Origin of the sequence: Bradyrhizobium sp. CCBAU 51627, assembly GCF_028128765.1 — a bacterium.
Lineage (GTDB): Bacteria > Pseudomonadota > Alphaproteobacteria > Rhizobiales > Xanthobacteraceae > Bradyrhizobium.
Map to the genome: position 1 here is coordinate 59,933 of NZ_LBJG01000017.1, position 16,855 is coordinate 76,787.

Annotated in this window: 13 protein-coding genes; 4 read left to right on the top strand and 9 right to left on the bottom strand. The window is 57.7% G+C overall.

Annotated features, from left to right (window positions below; genetic code table 11):
* Positions 1–1,075 precede the first annotated feature (1,075 nt).
* Positions 1,076–1,792, bottom strand: coding sequence for a sulfite exporter TauE/SafE family protein (locus XH88_RS08725; RefSeq protein WP_271615000.1), 717 nt, complete (start codon positions 1,790–1,792; stop codon positions 1,076–1,078).
* Positions 1,793–2,983: 1,191 nt separating this feature from the next.
* On the opposite strand from XH88_RS08725, the gene XH88_RS08730 reads away from it, so the two are divergent.
* Positions 2,984–3,139: a helix-turn-helix domain-containing protein gene (locus tag XH88_RS08730; RefSeq protein WP_333909242.1), complete on the top strand. Its 156-nt coding sequence runs from the start codon at positions 2,984–2,986 to the stop codon at positions 3,137–3,139.
* Positions 3,140–3,490: 351 nt separating this feature from the next.
* Here the strand turns inward: XH88_RS08730 and XH88_RS08735 are convergent, their stop codons facing one another.
* The 8 genes from XH88_RS08735 to nodD1 form a co-directional block, all read right to left on the bottom strand.
* Positions 3,491–4,216 (bottom strand): outer membrane protein, encoded by a 726-nt coding sequence (locus XH88_RS08735; RefSeq protein ID WP_128948423.1) that lies wholly within the window; start codon positions 4,214–4,216, stop codon positions 3,491–3,493.
* Between the two features lie 770 nt (positions 4,217–4,986).
* Complete coding sequence (locus XH88_RS08740) at positions 4,987–5,268, bottom strand: hypothetical protein (RefSeq protein WP_271615001.1); 282 nt, start codon at positions 5,266–5,268, stop codon at positions 4,987–4,989.
* A gap of 1,024 nt (positions 5,269–6,292) precedes the next feature.
* Positions 6,293–6,655 (bottom strand): NolY, encoded by a 363-nt coding sequence (locus tag XH88_RS08745; protein WP_271615002.1) that lies wholly within the window; start codon positions 6,653–6,655, stop codon positions 6,293–6,295.
* 1,142 nt (positions 6,656–7,797) lie between these two features.
* Positions 7,798–8,808 carry a branched-chain amino acid ABC transporter substrate-binding protein gene (locus XH88_RS08750; protein ID WP_271615003.1) on the bottom strand — a complete coding sequence of 337 codons (1,011 nt, stop codon included), beginning with the start codon at positions 8,806–8,808 and terminating at the stop codon, positions 7,798–7,800.
* 417 nt (positions 8,809–9,225) lie between these two features.
* Positions 9,226–9,939: a MerR family transcriptional regulator gene (locus tag XH88_RS08755; RefSeq protein WP_208757090.1), complete on the bottom strand. Its 714-nt coding sequence runs from the start codon at positions 9,937–9,939 to the stop codon at positions 9,226–9,228.
* A gap of 122 nt (positions 9,940–10,061) precedes the next feature.
* Complete coding sequence (locus XH88_RS08760) at positions 10,062–10,271, bottom strand: hypothetical protein (RefSeq protein WP_271615004.1); 210 nt, start codon at positions 10,269–10,271, stop codon at positions 10,062–10,064.
* A 551-nt stretch (positions 10,272–10,822) separates the two neighbouring features.
* Positions 10,823–11,815 carry a transcriptional regulator NodD2 gene (gene nodD2 / locus XH88_RS08765; protein WP_271615005.1) on the bottom strand — a complete coding sequence of 331 codons (993 nt, stop codon included), beginning with the start codon at positions 11,813–11,815 and terminating at the stop codon, positions 10,823–10,825.
* A gap of 625 nt (positions 11,816–12,440) precedes the next feature.
* Entirely contained in the window at positions 12,441–13,385 is a 945-nt protein-coding gene (gene nodD1 / locus XH88_RS08770) for a transcriptional regulator NodD1 (protein WP_128948427.1), read from the bottom strand.
* 786 nt (positions 13,386–14,171) lie between these two features.
* Here nodD1 and XH88_RS08775 point away from each other — a divergent pair.
* From XH88_RS08775 to nodC, 3 genes are read left to right on the top strand one after another with little or no spacing between them, the layout of a single operon-like run.
* A complete protein-coding gene (locus XH88_RS08775; RefSeq protein ID WP_128948428.1) occupies positions 14,172–14,804 on the top strand; it encodes a NodA family N-acyltransferase in 633 nt (210 codons plus the stop codon).
* Positions 14,801–15,460: a chitooligosaccharide deacetylase NodB gene (gene nodB / locus XH88_RS08780; RefSeq protein WP_128948429.1), complete on the top strand. Its 660-nt coding sequence runs from the start codon at positions 14,801–14,803 to the stop codon at positions 15,458–15,460. The genes XH88_RS08775 and nodB overlap by 4 nt, the downstream gene beginning before the upstream one ends.
* A gap of 15 nt (positions 15,461–15,475) precedes the next feature.
* On the top strand, positions 15,476–16,849 hold the full coding sequence (nodC, locus tag XH88_RS08785; protein ID WP_271615006.1) for a chitooligosaccharide synthase NodC: 1,374 nt from the start codon (positions 15,476–15,478) through the stop codon (positions 16,847–16,849).
* Positions 16,850–16,855: the final 6 nt, after the last annotated feature.

A 16,855-nucleotide genomic window follows, 5' to 3' on the forward strand; every position in this document is an offset into this window, starting at 1 on the left:
AGGACGCTCGAACTAGCGCGGCTCGCCGCGAGTAGCCGCGCGCAGTATCAATCGCTCACCGGGCATCGTCGTTTCCGCATTCCCTGGCGTGCTACTTCTTTGCGACGGAAACAGGGATCTTAACACCCGAGCAGGGCAGCTGAGCTTGTTGTTGTTCAACCCGGTTTTCCGAGGAAAGGCCGACGTGGTTGCTCTGCAATACCTCCCGTTCAAGGCCGGAGCGTCACGGAGATAAGTGACTTGCTAGATCAGAGCTCGATGTGCGATTGCAGCACATGACGCTACGTCCGATTCAAGTCTTTTGGAGCAGCTCAGAAAGACATTTTTTGGTTTCAAGCATAAAATCAATGAGCCTCAATTCCGCCACGCTGCTTGTCTCATTGCGGCAAGCATCATCACGGATGTACTGATGATGTTGGGGTGGCCCCGGCGCACTTTACCGCCCCCCGCGAGGTGCGTCGGGACGCCTTGGTTCGCCGGCGTCTCGTTCAGATCCAAATACATGTCACCAAGTCACAACGACTTTGACGTCGTGCTGATGGCAAACGCGAGCTCGGAACGATTTGCTATACTTTCTATTCATGCTTCATCGTTGAGGCGTTTTGTTTCTGATAACACCGTTGCAGCTGTTGATCGGCCAGATCGCATATCTGTGTAGTCTTCATTGGCGTCGCATCAATGCGATGAACCTCCAGATTCAGTTCCACATAAGCCTCCTGGTGAGGCGTCGCCGATCTCGGCTATGGCCTGGCGAGGCTTCAATCAAGCGTGCCGGACGAAGAGCACCTGATGGACGGCCTCGTTTGCTCGCCCGGCCTGCCCGACGTTGGTGCTCCCGTCGATTGGAAGCGCGAACCGGATGCGATCTAGTACTGACCGTCCGGCTGAGGACGATCAGCCGGAACGCGCTCGGATCCGCCTCACCGTCGCTCGACCCTACGGCTTTTCGCCATCGTGTTGGCGGCTTTCAAAGTTGGGCAAGGCGCTCGGACCAGGCTTGAGCCGCGCCTTGCAGAAACCTTGTACTTCGATCTGACCGCGCTGGGATCCCCGCATGAAGGATGTCGTCTCGACTTCAAGCGCGAACCAATTGAATGCCGGCAACGAGCAGAACCGCCGCCTGTATGAATCTGATGGCTGTCTGGCTCAACCATTTCAGGCCGATTACTGTTCCGGCGACCGCACCCACCAGCACGGCGATTGCGTAAAGAGTCAAATCCGGGGAAGGAAATTGGCCAGTGAAAAGAGCTCCGACGAAGCCGACTGTGGAGTTGGCCAGGATAAATGGGGCTGATAGCGCGACGGTCTGCCTCGGTGATGCCCAATTCAGTGCGATGAGCGTCGGGGCGAGGAACACACCGCCGCCCACTCCTGTCAGGCCGGAGACGAGGCCAAGGACCGCGCCAATGCTCACGCTTGCCCGGAGCGGAGTTTCGCCGACGCGATCGACAGCTCGTCCCCGCTGCATGATCATCACTGCGCTCGCCAGAAGAAGAACGAGCCCGGTCAGTGTTTTGTACATCTGCTCCTCGAGCACAATCAAGCCACCGGCAAGCGACGCTGGCATCGACGAAAAAAGAAGAGGGCGCAGGAGTGTCCAGTCAACGACCTTGTTGCGGGTGAACAGCCAAGTAGAATAAGTCGCGACAACAATGTTGAGACCAAGCGCCGTGGGGCGCATCTCTGTCGATGACATACCAAAAAATGCCATCAGCGAGAGGAATGCAGTACCGCCAGCCTGGCCAACGCTCGCATATAGCAGGGAGATGATCGCGAAGAGCAGGGAAGCCATGCTTCACCGATTTTGGCGACGACCTTCGCCCTGTTTTACCAAGCCCATCATGATTGGTGCATCTGGTGCGGCCCAATTGTATTTCCGCTCGGGGGCGGCTCTAAGCGTTTCCCCGAATCGCGCGGCCGGAGGTGCAGTCAGTTCAAGTTCCTTAGCGAGTGCCATGTGTGGACCCTCCCATCAATTGCCGAGGGTGGTAGTTGACTGGCCCCAATAGGGGTGGGTTTGAGTCCCTGAGAGGACAGCACTCGAGGCGGCCGAGGTGAGCTGCATGTCTTGCTGTAGCTCACCTCGTGCCGCGGCTCGCAATGGGGCTGTCGCCTTCCCTCCCCATGTCATGAATGCTTCGAGGCACCTACCTCGCAACCAACCGTCCGCGTTCGAAGCCCTTCTGAGACGATTGATTTTGGCGAACTCAACAGTTGGTATGGCACTTGCTAGTCCGATCCGGGGGGCTTCCTTCTGGAGATGCGCATGCAAAATGTCTTCCGCATCAAGCAGGTCTCGCGATTGCGGCTATCTCTTGTTGCACTTTTGACGTGGCCCTTTTCTGCCCGTTCGGTCCGTTTGTACCGGGCCTGCCGGACGGGTCCGATGAAGCGCCGGACAACGATGTGGAGAGCATGGCGTCTGCATCGGATCTTGCGTGCTGCTCATCGATCGCGTCACCGGCGCTGTCACACGCCGACGATCAGCGACAGGTTAGCGATGGGCGACGTGAAAGATTGGGAAAAAAGATGACGCTTCTGTTGCCTTCATCTGAAAGCAGGGAATTGGTACCGCACCGAAAAGCGCGTGCTCTACCTTACGTGTATCGCGCAGTTCAGAGCCCAGGATCGGCGTGCTCGCATTCGAGAGAAAGCGAGGCGTCGTTCGGACGCGACTGCGTTTTCTCGCCATGCTAGCTAAACAGACCCAAGCATCTAGCCGTTAGTGCTGCTTGGTTCTTGTCGCCGGCACAGTCCCGGGGGCCCTCGGACCGTCTATCACTAGGGGCATGAGTAAGGTGGAGGCATCCTTGTGTTCGCATCGAGTCGATCCACACGGACGACAGGCGATGATCTCCGATTTCGCCAGCTCCGGCATCAGCGAGCACTTTGTCGATTGCCTCGGAGCAAGGACGATGTCGCTATCTCGGCTGCTTGACGATGCGATCATCCTGGCGCAGTCGCCGGCAGAGCAACGAACGCGGTGAATGGCGTCGGAGAGGGAAAATCGTCATGGAAAATTGGGATGATCCTGGGAATCAGCGACAATGCAGTCAATTTTCATCTCGAGAATACGATGGGAAAGCTGGGCGCGACCAGCCGGATCCAAGCAGTCGCTATCCGCCTCGATGTTCTTTGAATTCAGTTAAGGAACGAGCGCCAACTGTCACATCTTTGGCTCCCAGTTTCTGGCAAGTTGACCATGGTGCTTTCGGCGAACTCGCAGATATAACGCTCCTTTGGGCAAGTCTGCATCTCGCGCTGGGTGAGGCTCTGGGGCTTCGTAGGGTCGGTGAGATGTGGAATCGGCGGATCTAATGCTCACTGGTCGGAGCATGGCGGCCTCTCTCCATCGAGCGGGTGATCCTTTGCTCAGACGCGCTCGCAATCCTTCCGGAAGTAGGACAGGGGTCCCTAGGGAGAGGGACAGCTGAGGAAAGAACCCCGACCGCCGGTCGGGGTCCCGATTCAAGCAAGCGCGGGGGGACCTTTATCTGGCAAACGGCGAGCCAAACTTGTAGTTGAGCCGTGCCGTGATGAGATCGATGTCCTGGTGCACGCGATCCGCGCCAAGGGCCGCTGGGAAGCTTATGTTGCTGCGCTGCATGAACAAGTGGTTATACTCGACGCCAGCCGACCAGCTCGGCGTGAGGCTGACTTCGGCACCGGCGCCCAGCACGCCACCCCAGCGAACATCACTGTTTTTGCCAATCTCTGTGCCAGTTGCCACCGAGTTGACGTGATAGGTGTTGCTGGTCAGCGCAGCGCCGCCCTTGCCATAAAGGAGGATAGCATTGAACGCGTATCCAATATGGCCCGTGAGTAGACCGAATGCATCTGTCGTGGTGCCAACGGTGTCTGCCGGGAAGGCGGTGCTGACATTGGAGCCGCGGAAGTCGGCCCAGTTGCCCTGGCCTTCAAGGCCGTACACCATGTTGAAGATGTGCCAACGATAGCCGATCTGGCCGCCAATCGTACCGCCAGTCGAATTGTGGCACCCCTCGGAAGCGACGCCATTGAAATCCCAGCAATTGCTGCTCGTTCCCCAGCCACCATTGGCGCCGATATAGTAGCCGGACCAATCGATGATCGGGGCTGCGACCGGCAGCGGTGCCGCCTTGACCTTGACAGGCTGCCCGGCCAGGTCCGTGCCGAATGAGGGAGTGGCCGCACCGAGTGCGCCCATAATGGCAGTCAGAATCAGAATCTTTTTCATTCGAGTGTCGTTTCCTTTCGGTGCCCCCCGGCGCCGTGCGTTTAACAACATGAACGCGAATTGCTGTAACTGCCGCACCACATGTCTTCGAAAGAAATGTCACCAATCGTACGTGGCGTCAGATTGCGGAGCCCGCAGCTTGCCGCTGTTCCGCTTCTACGGAGACGCTACGGCTCGGCAGTGGTTGCCCCGCGCGGATTGTTCTTTGACATGATCGTTCATGATGAGCTACGACGCGAAGCAATCTGGGAGGTGTTTGGCTCCTTCTGTCGCTAAGGAGCGACAAACCCAGGCCGCGCCCTACAATGCTGGACCGATGGCCCGCCTCGGGCGCTCAAGGTCATTCTTTCGGCACGGTGTGCTATCGCTTGAGCGATGCCGGCCGTTGCAGGCTCGATCGCTCTGGCTCGGGAACTACCACAAATCTAGCTAGCTCGAAGTCCGTAACTCTACCACCGATCGATGGGTCGCGAAGCCTGCTGTGGCTATGCTAGACAATGCTCTTGCTTGAAATTGCGCAAGCCCGGGCCGAGCTCAAGGTGAGGCAGAAAAGGGTGGTCGGTTTCCTGGCGCGAGGAATACTAGCGCGGCCGCCCCGTCTCGCCCCCGATTGGGCCTGTATTCAGCTTACTGGTCTTGCGGTCGCCAGAGGAGCGGCAGGCCTCAGCTTTCGGGAACGTTCTCGTCAACGGGGCCGCACATGAGCAGAGAAAAGTCCGCTCGACCACGTGCTGACCCGATTGTTCTACGATAAAGGCACCCTAAATACCTCAACGGCGCCGGACGCTCTCGCCGGTCCATGTACAAGCGCCTGGTTGCTCGGGCGACAGCGCCAGTTCAGCCCGCAAGTTGCGTATCGCCTCGTTTGCCAGATCCAGAGTATTCCGTTCTCCGTTTCTTATCAAATGCTCGAGGTAAGTGCGCAGTCGGCTATGAAGGACGGCCTTGCGATTATGTGCCAGCAGCGGATCCTTCTCGATAAAGCTCCAAGCCTTCTCAAATGCGACGCTCACGACGGCATCTGGCACCTGCTGGGAAGAGAACTGATCCATTCAAACACTCCTCGACATCCTGAAAGGAAGTACCTTCGCAAAAGCAAACCGAGATTGTGTTGCATGTCTAAGCAAGAAAGACATCAGCTCTGCAAGACTTTCTACCGAGCTGCTCTCGGCGCTTTCAGGAGAGGATAAAGATGCTTGTTGAAGTTGTGATGACCGAACGTCGTGACGGGCACCATTCGAATAATTCTGAAACGAGTGAGACGAGTACGGGTTACCGTGCACTTCATTGCCGCAGTGGTCCTGTTGGTAGGTCACGAGTCACAAGTTGTGGCTCCTGTTCATTTACTCGGAAGATCGGCGCCCACCAGTCGCGACTAAAGCCGAGCATGATGAATTGGACCGCGCGCTCATTTTCCACCCTCAAGCCAAGAAGCGTCCAGACCGCAATAGTCCTTGTGATGTCGAATTGTGGATCATGTAGCGTGTTCCGGATGTGACTTGTCTGTCGGCTTTTTGACATGTCTCGATGGCCCATTGCCGGGTGAGTCACCTGCGCATGGCCTCCTGCTCCGGGTGTGGTGTTTGTTACCGGTCAGTCGCCCTAGAGAGGAGCGAGATGCAACGGCAATGGCGATGCTCCCATAATGGATTCTTTGTCGTCTGGCAAAGACGGTTCGGCCCCGTTCGCTGCGGGTTTGAGACAGACCGGCGTAGGGAAGCCGGCGCAGCGATGGACCGGAAGCGGCGGTAGTCATCCGAGGTCTCGCACGTATGTGTTGGGTTGCGCTTCCGAGCTCTCGACCCCTGCAGCTGGCCACAGACGTCGAGAGACAGCAAGGTCCAGCTGGATGGAATATAATGTGTCGTCCGCGGCGCAAGATAGAGCGAGCCTGGTTTCGAACGTGGTGGCGAGCAGTTGCTATATGGCAAGCCAGCGGGAGCGGCGCGCCTACGGATGGTGAGCCCGTAAACAGAAAATGTCGATCGCTGGTGCGTACGGCCTTAGCGCAACCGTTAGCCCAGCGATAAACGTTCGGTCAACGCCGTCAACCTTCAGAAAAAAGCAAATTAAATCTCAGTCCGCTGCTGCACGTGAAAAAATGAGTTTGGCGATCGTCATTCGATTGGCGGAAGTCCGCAGCGCGGCCGGTAATGCCGCGACAGTCTGATCAAATAGGCGTCCCAGAACCTGAAGGTCCTCGGGGTGGTAAACGCCACGGTCTCGCGACAGTCGCATTCGTCCGTCGCCGGTTCTCGTGTCGCCAAGCTGGCCGAGCTCCAATTCCGCCGTAATCATTTGGCCTATGAGCGCATTAAGTAATCGGATCGCTTCGAGCTCGTTATCTTCTTCGCGCATGAGGGCAGCCACGATCTCGAGTTGCAGGTCGATGCGATCCTCGAGGTTCTGTATGCGTGAATTGGAAGGGTCAAGTTCCACGGTATTTCTCCAAAGTGGTGAAATGCAGGACAGGCTGAGTAGAGGTATCGTTTCCCGTTCGGCAGATGCCCGACGCTTCGCGGGACGTGATTGCTGCACAGGAGGTGCGCTCGGTCCCATAGAGGCGGGCACACATGTGCCGCGAAAGGACTGCAAAGGCGGATGAGGGTCTAGGGAAAAACGAAGAGCGTTGTCGTTGGCGCGGGATTTGAATGGATTGTCGCGCTGTCCAGCGCGTCCGGCAATGGCACCGACTCCGTTGGGGGGCCAACAGCTGATGGTACTGCTTTGCTTGGAGGCCGCCGCGGGGGCATCGGATTGTTGACGCTACAGGCCTCGTCAGAGCGAAAAGTCCAGCCTGCACCGGTGGAAAGGGCAGCTCACCTGCCTGAGTTCTATGCTGCGGACGCATTTACCATCGCCGAACAGTGTGCGTGAGAGCTGTCTTCTTGGAGTCTTCAAGTATTGTGCCAAGGGGAGAGGCGACGACGTGATAGATTCCGCGCGAACTGCGATTGGTCATCGCACTGCATTCGTGCCCCGCGTGTCTCGCTGTCAAACATTGCTCGATGCAGCCACGACAGACCTGGGTGGCGCTGCGACCAAGCTGAAAAGGATCCATTATCGCGCGACATTCGTGAACTTTGCTTTCCGTAAGCCGGCGACCGACTTATGCGGTGATTGGGTCGAATTAGTAAAATAGAAAGTGTTGATGGGATGCATCCAGCTCGTTGATAGCGCCCGTGAGCAGCCTCCGTGCCTTCATCGGGAGTCGGTTAATTGGTGTTTCCTACGGTCTAGGTCTAGCGTGCATAAGGAATGCTGGGTAGCGCTGCTGATCTGCTGATGCCCGATCGAAATTGACCGGCACGAAGTTGCGGGGCGAATAGCGTTGAATCCGACCCTAAAACCCTGGATACTCCCAAGCCGAAGTCAGACAACGGTGCTGCTATTTGTCTATCATCGGATGTAGCACCTCCGGCAGCTCGACGCTGCGTAGCTCTGCGAGCGCCGCAGCGAGAGCGAAAAACGCTCCGAAAGCGGCAAGTATAAAAGAGCTAGCGAGTATCGCTGCAATCAAGTTCGGAGGACGTCTCATCTTGCGTATACTTTGCGGTCGGGAACGCGGCGTTCCGTGCAAATCAGTACCTCGTGACGCGTTCAACATGGCCGTTGCGCCAGCGGTAAACCAGAAATCCAGAAGCCGAGTTGTCTCCTTTTTTGTCGAACCGGACCGGGCCAACCACGGTATCGATCGGCCGTGAACGAAGTGCGCTGGCGACCCGCGCAGGGTCGAAGGAGCCGCTACGGTACACCGCCTCTGCCCAGGCTTGCACAGCTGCATAAGCGTATAGCGTGTAGCCTTCAGCGGACCGGCTGGAAGCTTTGAGGCCGGCGACCGCGCCGGCCGCGTTGGCATTCCCGGCGGGATCGGGCATGAAGGTAAACAGTGTGTCATTCCCAGTGCTGCCGGTAATGGCCCAGAATTCGGAGGTCATCAGGGGATCGTTCGCCATAACTCTGAAGTCTGCTTTTGCTTCTGATGCCTGGCGTAGAAACAATCCAATTTCGGTATGATAACCGCCGATATAGGCGACGCGCACCCGATCCTTCTTCATTCTTGAGACCAACGCTCTGAAGTCCTTTTCGCCGGCAACATAGCTTTGCCGAGTGACTTGTCGTCCGAATCGATGAAGCCGGGCTTCAACCACGTCGGCAATTCCCTTGCCAGCAGTGCTCTTATCGTCGAGCACCGCGATATTCTCGTTGGGATAATTCATGTGAATGTACTCGGCGGCAACGGTTCCCTGTTGGTCGTCGCGGCCGCAGATCCGAAAGACAGTCTCAAGGCCGCGATCTGTAAGCTGAGGAGTTGACGAGCCTGGTGACACCTGAACGATGCCTGCTTCGGCGTAGATGTCGGAGGCGGGGATCGAGGAAGAGGAACAAAAGTGGCCAACCACCAACAGGACCCGCTCTGTCGTGAGCTTATTCGCGACTGCGACAGCTTGCCTGGGGTCGCAGGCGTCGTCAGCGACACTCAATACAACCTTGGCGTTATCGGGCAGTAGGCCCGAAACATTCAAGACTTCGACTGCCGCAGCCGCACCATCGCGCATTTGGGCGCCGAACGCGGCGCTGCTTCCGGTCATTGGGTCAGCCACGGCGATCTTTATTTCAGAGCCGCGCGCAGACGGACCGGCGAGAGCGCAGAAGAGAAGCGCTGCACCCGCAACAGAGGCGGGCCGCCTATTCACCATTGTAGAACTTCCAATGCTCACCTGAAGTGAACCACAGTTAGTTGTAAGCTTGCACGTCGGCAGGGCGAGGTTGCCTGCCGAGCAGACGTGCGATGGCTCAGTGAGCTTCCAACTGGAAGGTCTACAACTTGACGTTACGTGCGGATCAAGCCCTTTTGGGAGGGAGCGATGGAGCTGTCAGGGAAGCGGATCGATGGGCGATGACCATCTGCCCATTCCCTGAGACTCTCAGCCGCATCAGAGAGCGGCCGGTTAACCTAGCGCTTCTAGAGGTTGTCCCGGAGACGTGTGGAACCGGCCTTGAACGCGTCAGTACGGCTGATCCTCCAACCCGCTAAGGGCGAGATCGAGATATTGCATCAGGCAGGGATCCCAACCAGCCAGACTGCGGGGGGCGCTTAATCGTGCAAGTACCTTCAGGATCATCGAAACGCGTGAATCGGCGCCGGCGATTTCGCTGATCAGCAAGCGTGCTGCAACTGCGACAGTCTTTGCGCGCTCTCCGCAAGGGTGCTCGCCCCGATCCATGCAGTCGCGAAGGTCGTCGCGGATTCGGCGCCAGCGGTCCTCGCGCTCCGCAGCTAAATTGCAGGTGCATTCGGACGTCTGACTACGCGTCTCAACCCGCGACATGGCATTCAGGGTGGCAGGCAGCTCATGCACACTTACCTGCGCCTCGCCGTCGATGGTCATGTTGCGCAAACGGTCCCGTAACAAAGTTGCTCGCGCGACTTGAAGTTCTATGCGCTCTAGGTGTTTGCGCAGCAGGTCCGTGAGTGAGGTCGTGCCTTCCATAGCTTTACGGATCTCGATTAGCGAGAAGCCAAGCTCACGCAGCGCGCGAATCTGGTGAACCCGCTGCACGCTTTCGCGGTCATACATCCGGTGACCGCCGTCAGTACGCTCTGTGGCGGCTAGGAGTCCAGTGTGCTCATAATGGTGCAGCGTGCGTACCGTTACTCCGGTCGCCTCTGCAAGTTCGCCAATGCGCCATCGACGCCTTCTTGGTGTAGCTCTGTTCATGTTGTTCAATTTCAAAGCCTACAACCTGACGTCACGTATGATTCAAGCGGCTTTCTAAGCTCCAGCTGAATCGTCTTCCACCCCGACACGCGAGTGGTGACTATCCTTAGAATGGCGGCCGATCAACCCTTAGGGGAAATGGTGATCAACAACTTCGTCAGGCGTGCCAGTTGAGCCTCGCCAGCCGCTGTGCGCTCCAGGATGAGCTTGGCGATTGCCGTGCGGTTCTCTGGACTCCGCATCGATGGAGGAAGCGCGTTGACGGCGCCGTCATAAAGTCGTCCGAGGGCAGAAAGCTCCTCTGGATCGAACACCCCGCTGCAAACCTTCAACGTTCAGCTCCTTGTTTGAAATTGGTCAGCGCAGCGCACGTCGTCAAGACGTTTGGCTGCGGTAGGGCCAAAACAAGTCATACCTGCGGCGCGGAGCGATGAAGGTGTGATGTACTGCTGGGTGATGCGCTAGCGCCACACGCGTGCGCGATGCTTGCTTCGACTGCGCGGCTGGTCCGACGATCTCTATGCGAGCAGTGGATGTTGGTAGGACTCCGAAGACGCTGATCGTCTCCGTTCATCGGGAGCAACGACTGACTGACACGACAAGAGCTGCCTGCCTGTCCTACCTCCTTGAGACAGGTGCGCCCGCACCCGCGGTTGCAACGGAAGCGCCTAGCTTCAACGCGAGCTCGTCGGTTTGCCCCCGTCCACGTCGCTAAAATCAGGCCGGCAGTCTGCCGCGCCTAGGCGAAGATGCGAGGAACTACATAATGTCCTACGAGCCGGTGGGTCGCGAGGAGCTTTATCCTCCGACAATGAGAGCAAGATAGGCGAGGTGTGTTGAGACAAGTGTTGGAATGCGAGGACCGTAGACTTTACGGATGGGCTTACGGCAACGGGGAGACAGATCGTACGAGATGTCCCGCGGTGTCTGCTTCTTCCAAGAGGCTGGTGACAGGGAGCTCTTGTGTAGTTGCCATGCGGGTGGCCTCCTGCAACAATATATCCCTCATCCACAGACTTCCCGGGTCGCTGTTCTGAAGCGCGGGCCATTGGACCGCCTCAGTGAAGGCGGGGAATGGATGTGGAAGCTCGACGATCTTAAGGGGCATCGTTCTTTGGAAATGCCTCACGAGCCCTAACGGCATGGTGCCTATGCGGTTCGTCCCAACCAGGAGGGGCGGGATCATACTGAAGCTCTGCACGAGAATGTCGATGCGCCGAGTGGGGCCGAGATCCATTAAGAATGAATGCTCAACTGGCGTTTGGGGCGCACCTTCGTGCTTAACTGCAACGTGACCCATCGACATATATCGATCGAATGTAAGCCGGCGTTGTAATTCCCTGTTGGTGCAGCAGCCTACGCAGACGAGTCTCTCCTCGAATAGGGCCGCTCTTGGGTGCGTGCTGGACATGAAAAAATCTGGCAAGATAACAAAATCGACTTCGCCGCGGCGGAGGAGCTCCTCGTGCTCATCGGTCGGCGCCTCCAGTTGGAAGCTGACGGTGGGGGCTTCTCGCGTGACGCGCTCTACGACATTTCGGAAGAATACAACTGTTATAAAATCCGAAAGGGCGATCTTGAATCGGCGGTTCAATCGAGCTGGGTCGAACGCATCCCGCGCCATAATCGAGAGTTCAATGTGCATTAGAGCCTCGCGCACAGGAGCCGCCAGCCCTTGCGCGCGTGAGCTCAAGACAAGTTCGCGCCCCCTCATTCCAAACAGCTCATCACCGAAATAGGAGCGCAGCCGGGCAACGGCCGCGCTCATGGCCGGCTGACTGAGATTGATCTTGCGTGCCGCTGAGGAGAGGTTGCGCTCAGCTATTAAAGCGTCCAGCGCGACGAGAAGGTTTAGATCCAGACCTTTGAAACGCATCTCTTCCTATCCGGCAGAAACGTCCTTGCTACGCAAAAGCGTGCCGTGACGGCTGCGTCTGGAGCAATCGTCTCGACTCGCCCGAGTTGACATCGCGCAATCCTGCTACCGCGAAAGGAAGCTCGCGAGATACCGCAAGAATGGAGAGCGAACGCTAGGCCAATCGGCAGCGGCGCGTAAGCGTCAGGAGCCTCTCAGCTGATTGGTCTCGCCGGTTTCTGCCCGACAACGCAGTTGAGTCCGGTCGTTCGCTAATGGCAGATCAACCCACAGTCCGCGAGCTCGCCAAAGCGACCTGTCGAGGCTGCGTCGTGCAGCGTTAGTCACGACGGTGAACCTACAACCTGACGCAATGTGCGATTCAAGCCATTTTATTCGCGAAGCTATACATTTTTTACTGGAGGCATCTCCGGCCGCGACAGCGGCTGGCGAAGCCTGAATCCGGCGCAAGCGCATCAAAACACCTTCAGTTACCACGCTCACCGGGGAATTCTTCGCAAGCGATTGCCGCATTGCGAGGTCTGTGGCGGTTTCTCCGCAAAGGACCCTGAAGCGAGGAAAGGGACCGAGCACGTCGGAGGGTCAAGCGTGCCTAGGATGTCCAAAGCGTAGCTTGCGGGTAAGCCTAACAGCGCCTGCGAGCCGGAGGCGTTTGCTCCCCAGATGCCATGTTGGATGCCTCCTCGAGCAATATCCGCCGCATCCAGATGCTCGCCGGGTCGGTGTTGTGGAACGACGGCCACTGCACGGCCTCTGTGAATGTGGGGAGAGGGAGCGGCGGTTCGATGATCCGCAGTGGCATTCGCTTTTCGAAGTGTCTGGCCAGCCGTAAGGGCATCGTGCCGATGCGGCTCGTGTCTAACAATATGGGCGGAATCAGGCTAAAGCCCTGCACAACGACCTCGATTCGTCTCCTCAGACCGTGCTCAAGCAAAAACCATTCTTCGAGGTTCGGTCTCAGGGCCCGTCCGAACTTGGCAGTAACGTGCCCCATCGAGATGTATTTCTCGAACGTAAGCTGCCGGGATAGCTGCTTATTCGTGCGGCATCCCACGCATACGAGGCTCTCATCGAACAGCGTCGCCTTAGGGTGCGAGCTCGACATGAACAGTTCCGGCAGAATGAGAAAGTCGACCTCGCCCCGCCGCAGCAGCTCATCCGGTTCATCAGAAAATGGCAGCAGTTCGAAGCGCACTGCGGGAGCTTCTTGTGCCATGCGGTCCACAATTCTGCGGAAGAAAACGATCGTCATGAAATCTGAGAGAATGACCCTGAAGCGTCGACTCGACTGAGCCGGGTCGAACGCGTCCCGTGATATGATCGAGAGTTGGATGTGCAGCAGGGCCTCGCGAACCGGGCCTGCAAGCGCCTCCGCGCCAGGTGTCGGGACGAGCTCGCGACCTCTCATAGTAAATAGTTCATCGCGGAAATAGGTGCGCAGCCGTGCGATCGCAGCGCTCATAGCGGGCTGGCTCAGGTTAATTTTACGAGCCGCCGCTGTGAGGTTGCGTTCCGTCATCACGGCGTCGAGCGCAACGAGAAGATTTAGATCAAGTCCCTTGAACCGCATGCTGTCAGTCTATCCATCGCGTGGATGTGTTGCATCGAAACAATCGATTTTACCAAATTGCGGGAAATTGGATAGCAAACTGAAGTTTGCAAAAGTAATTGGGCGCGCCACGATGCTTTCCGGTCGTTCACGTGAGCTAAGAGAAGAGCGTCCAGACGTGCGAGCGCACCATGGGCGCGCGCTGTTGCTTCTTCTTAAGCTCGCCCGTAACGCCAAGCGCGTCCCGATAAACGTTGGTATGCGGATTTCATCCGTTTCCATATTTGACGTTTACCCGCGTACAATTGAGCGCGCGTTCAGCCTCATTCTAGTGTCGAGGAATAGCGGCAGACGCAGATTGCGGATGCCAAGAATTCCAGGCGCCGCTCCAAATGGCTCGGCTGTCCAGTGAATGCGGGGCGTGTCGAAGATGTATAGAAGCCAGTTTGATCCGATGCCGCTCCGATGCGCCATCGATGAGGCTTGCGCGTCGATGGCCGGCCCTCAGACGTCGAAGCGCCGGAAGACGATGCGACAGCAGGCGCAAAAGCTAGCTGATGCAGACAGGTTCTGGCTAGTCCAACCGCCTCGTCGGCACCTTCCGATTTATAGCGCGCGCGGCATTAACCGGACGAGCGTGCAATCAAACGATCGCTCCATCGTGCAAAGGCCAGCGGCGCGGAGCAGGCGAGCGGTGCCGAGCTCTGACAGAGCATGGCGGCGCATCTCAGCATTGATCGGCGGTTCGCCGAATAGCGAATTCACGTGACCATCCCTCTTAATTCCACCGGCGCAAGGAAGCTCGCCATGAACATTGCCGTGTCCCCGACTGCGGAAGTGCCTTCTGCTCGCGCCCAAGTGCAGTGGAGCCGTCGTTGGGAAAGTGAACTTCAGCTCTCCGATCATGCCGAGCTCGCGGAGTTCTTCCGCAAGAGCTACGGACCGACGGGTTCGTTCAATGCGCAGCCGTTTGAGGGGAACCGAAGTTGGGCCGGCGCAAGACCCGAGCTCCGCGTAATTGGTTACGACGCGCTCGGGGTAGCGGCTCACATCGGGCTACTGCGCCGCTTCATCAACGTTGGTGGAGCCGATCTCCTTGTGGCCGAGCTGGGGTTATATGCGGTGCGCCCGGATCTCGAGGGTCACGGGATAAGCCACGCAATGCGCGTGATGTATCCCGCACTGCAGGAGCTGGGTGTTCCATTCGCCTTTGGCGCGGTTCGCTCGGCGCTTGAAAAACATTTGACCCGACTGGTCGAAAGGCAGGGACTCGCCACCCTGATGCGTGGCATTCGCGTCCGCTCCACCCTGCCGGACGTCTATCCAAATTTATCGCCGACGCGCATCGAAGACGTGATTGTCGTGGTGTTTCCGGTCGGACGCTCGATAAGCGAATGGCCGGCCGGGACTGTCATCGATCGGAACGGGCCTGAGTTGTGACAGAGCGTTCTACCCTATCTATTGTCCGCTGCGACTACGCTGACGCGGGCGAAAGTCGAGCTGTCTATTTGACCTTTGACGATGGGCCAAATCCATTTTGTACGCCAGGGGTGCTCGATGTGCTGGCGCAACATCGGGTCCCCGCGACATTCTTCGTCATCGGGACGTACGCTACGGAGCATCCTGAACTCATCCGACGAATGATTGCGGAAGGGCATGAGGTTGCGAACCATACGATGACCCATCCTGATCTATCCAGATGCGGACCTGCGGAGTTACACGACGAGGTGCTGACGGCGAGCGAGGCCATCCGTCTGGCGTGCCGGAAGGCCTCGCCCAGGCATATGCGAGCGCCTTACGGCAAATGGACGCAAGAGGTGCTCGCAATGGCGGCGAGCGCTGGTCTCACGGCTCTGCACTGGTCGGTCGACCCTAGAGATTGGTCCCGCCCCGGGGTTGATACAATTGTGAATACGGTACTGGCGAACGTTCGCCCGGGTGCAATTGTGCTCCTGCACGACGGATATCCTCCCGATGAGGAGAGACTGTGCGGTGATGCCACGCTGCGCGATCAGACCAAGACGGCGCTGGCATATCTGATTCCCGCACTGCAACGGCGCGGGTTTGTAATCCGTCCACTCCCTCAACTCCACTGAAAAAAACGACACCCCATGGACCTGCTCGCGACAACCAGTGCTGCCGCCGTTTCATCTTATGCGCTCCTCTCGACTATCTATAAGAGCGTGCAAGCGCTGTATGCCCAGCCGGCGATCGACTCATCGTTGGACGACCTTGGACAAGCGGAGGTGGTCCTTCCTACTGTGGACGTCATCGTACCGTGCTTCAACGAGGATCCAAACACACTCGCCGAATGTCTGGAGTCGATTGCCAGTCAAGACTACGCCGGAAAGATACAGGTCTATGTAGTCGATGACGGATCGGCAAACCGCGACGTTGTCGCTCCTGTGCACCAGATATATGCGAGCGATCCGAGATTCAGTTTCATCTTGTTGGCAAGCAACGTGGGAAAGCGCAAGGCGCAGATCGCAGCAATACGCAGCTCATCCGGTGATCTGGTTCTCAACGTCGATTCCGATACGATACTTGCGGCCGACGTCGTCACGAAGCTTGTATTGAAGATGCATGAGCCGGCAATCGGTGCGGCCATGGGTCAGCTGATAGCAAGCAATCGCAACCAGACCTGGCTGACCAGGCTGATCGACATGGAATATTGGCTCGCGTGCAACGAAGAGCGCGCGGCACAGGCGCGCTTCGGTGCCGTCATGTGTTGCTGCGGCCCATGTGCCATGTATCGGCGGTCCGCACTCACCATGCTTCTTGATCAATATGAAGCCCAATTCTTTCGTGGGAAGCCGAGCGATTTCGGCGAAGACCGCCACCTAACGATACTCATGCTCAAGGCGGGGTTTCGAACCGAATACGTTCCGGACGCGATAGCAGCCACAGTCGTCCCGCACAGTCTTCGGCCATATCTACGACAGCAACTCCGCTGGGCGCGCAGTACCTTTCGAGATACGTTTCTTGCTTGGCGCCTGCTGCCAGAGCTCGATGGTTATTTGACGTTAGACGTTATCGGGCAAAATCTCGGCCCATTGCTCCTCGCCATTTCATCACTTGCTGCGCTCGCACAGCTCCTGATCGACGGCTCTATACCTTGGTGGACCGGATTGACGATTGCTGCAATGACTATGGTCCGGTGCAGTGTGGCAGCGCTTCGTGCTCGCGAGCTGCGGTTCATCGGCTTCTCGCTCCACACACCGATCAATATCTTTCTCTTGCTGCCTTTGAAGGCCTATGCGCTTTGTACATTGAGTAATAGCGATTGGCTATCGCGAAAAGTCACCGATGTGCCGGCGGAAGAGGAGAAACAGCGTGTCATTCTGCACCCTAATGCCGGACGAGGTGCGGCTGGTGTGGGGGTGGCGCCTGCTCCTATTCGTACGGCGCCGTTATCGCAGCCTCCGTCGAGCCTGGCGGCGACGGAGAGTGTTTCCGGTCGCGATCGTTCGACTGTCTACAAATAGGTGGTC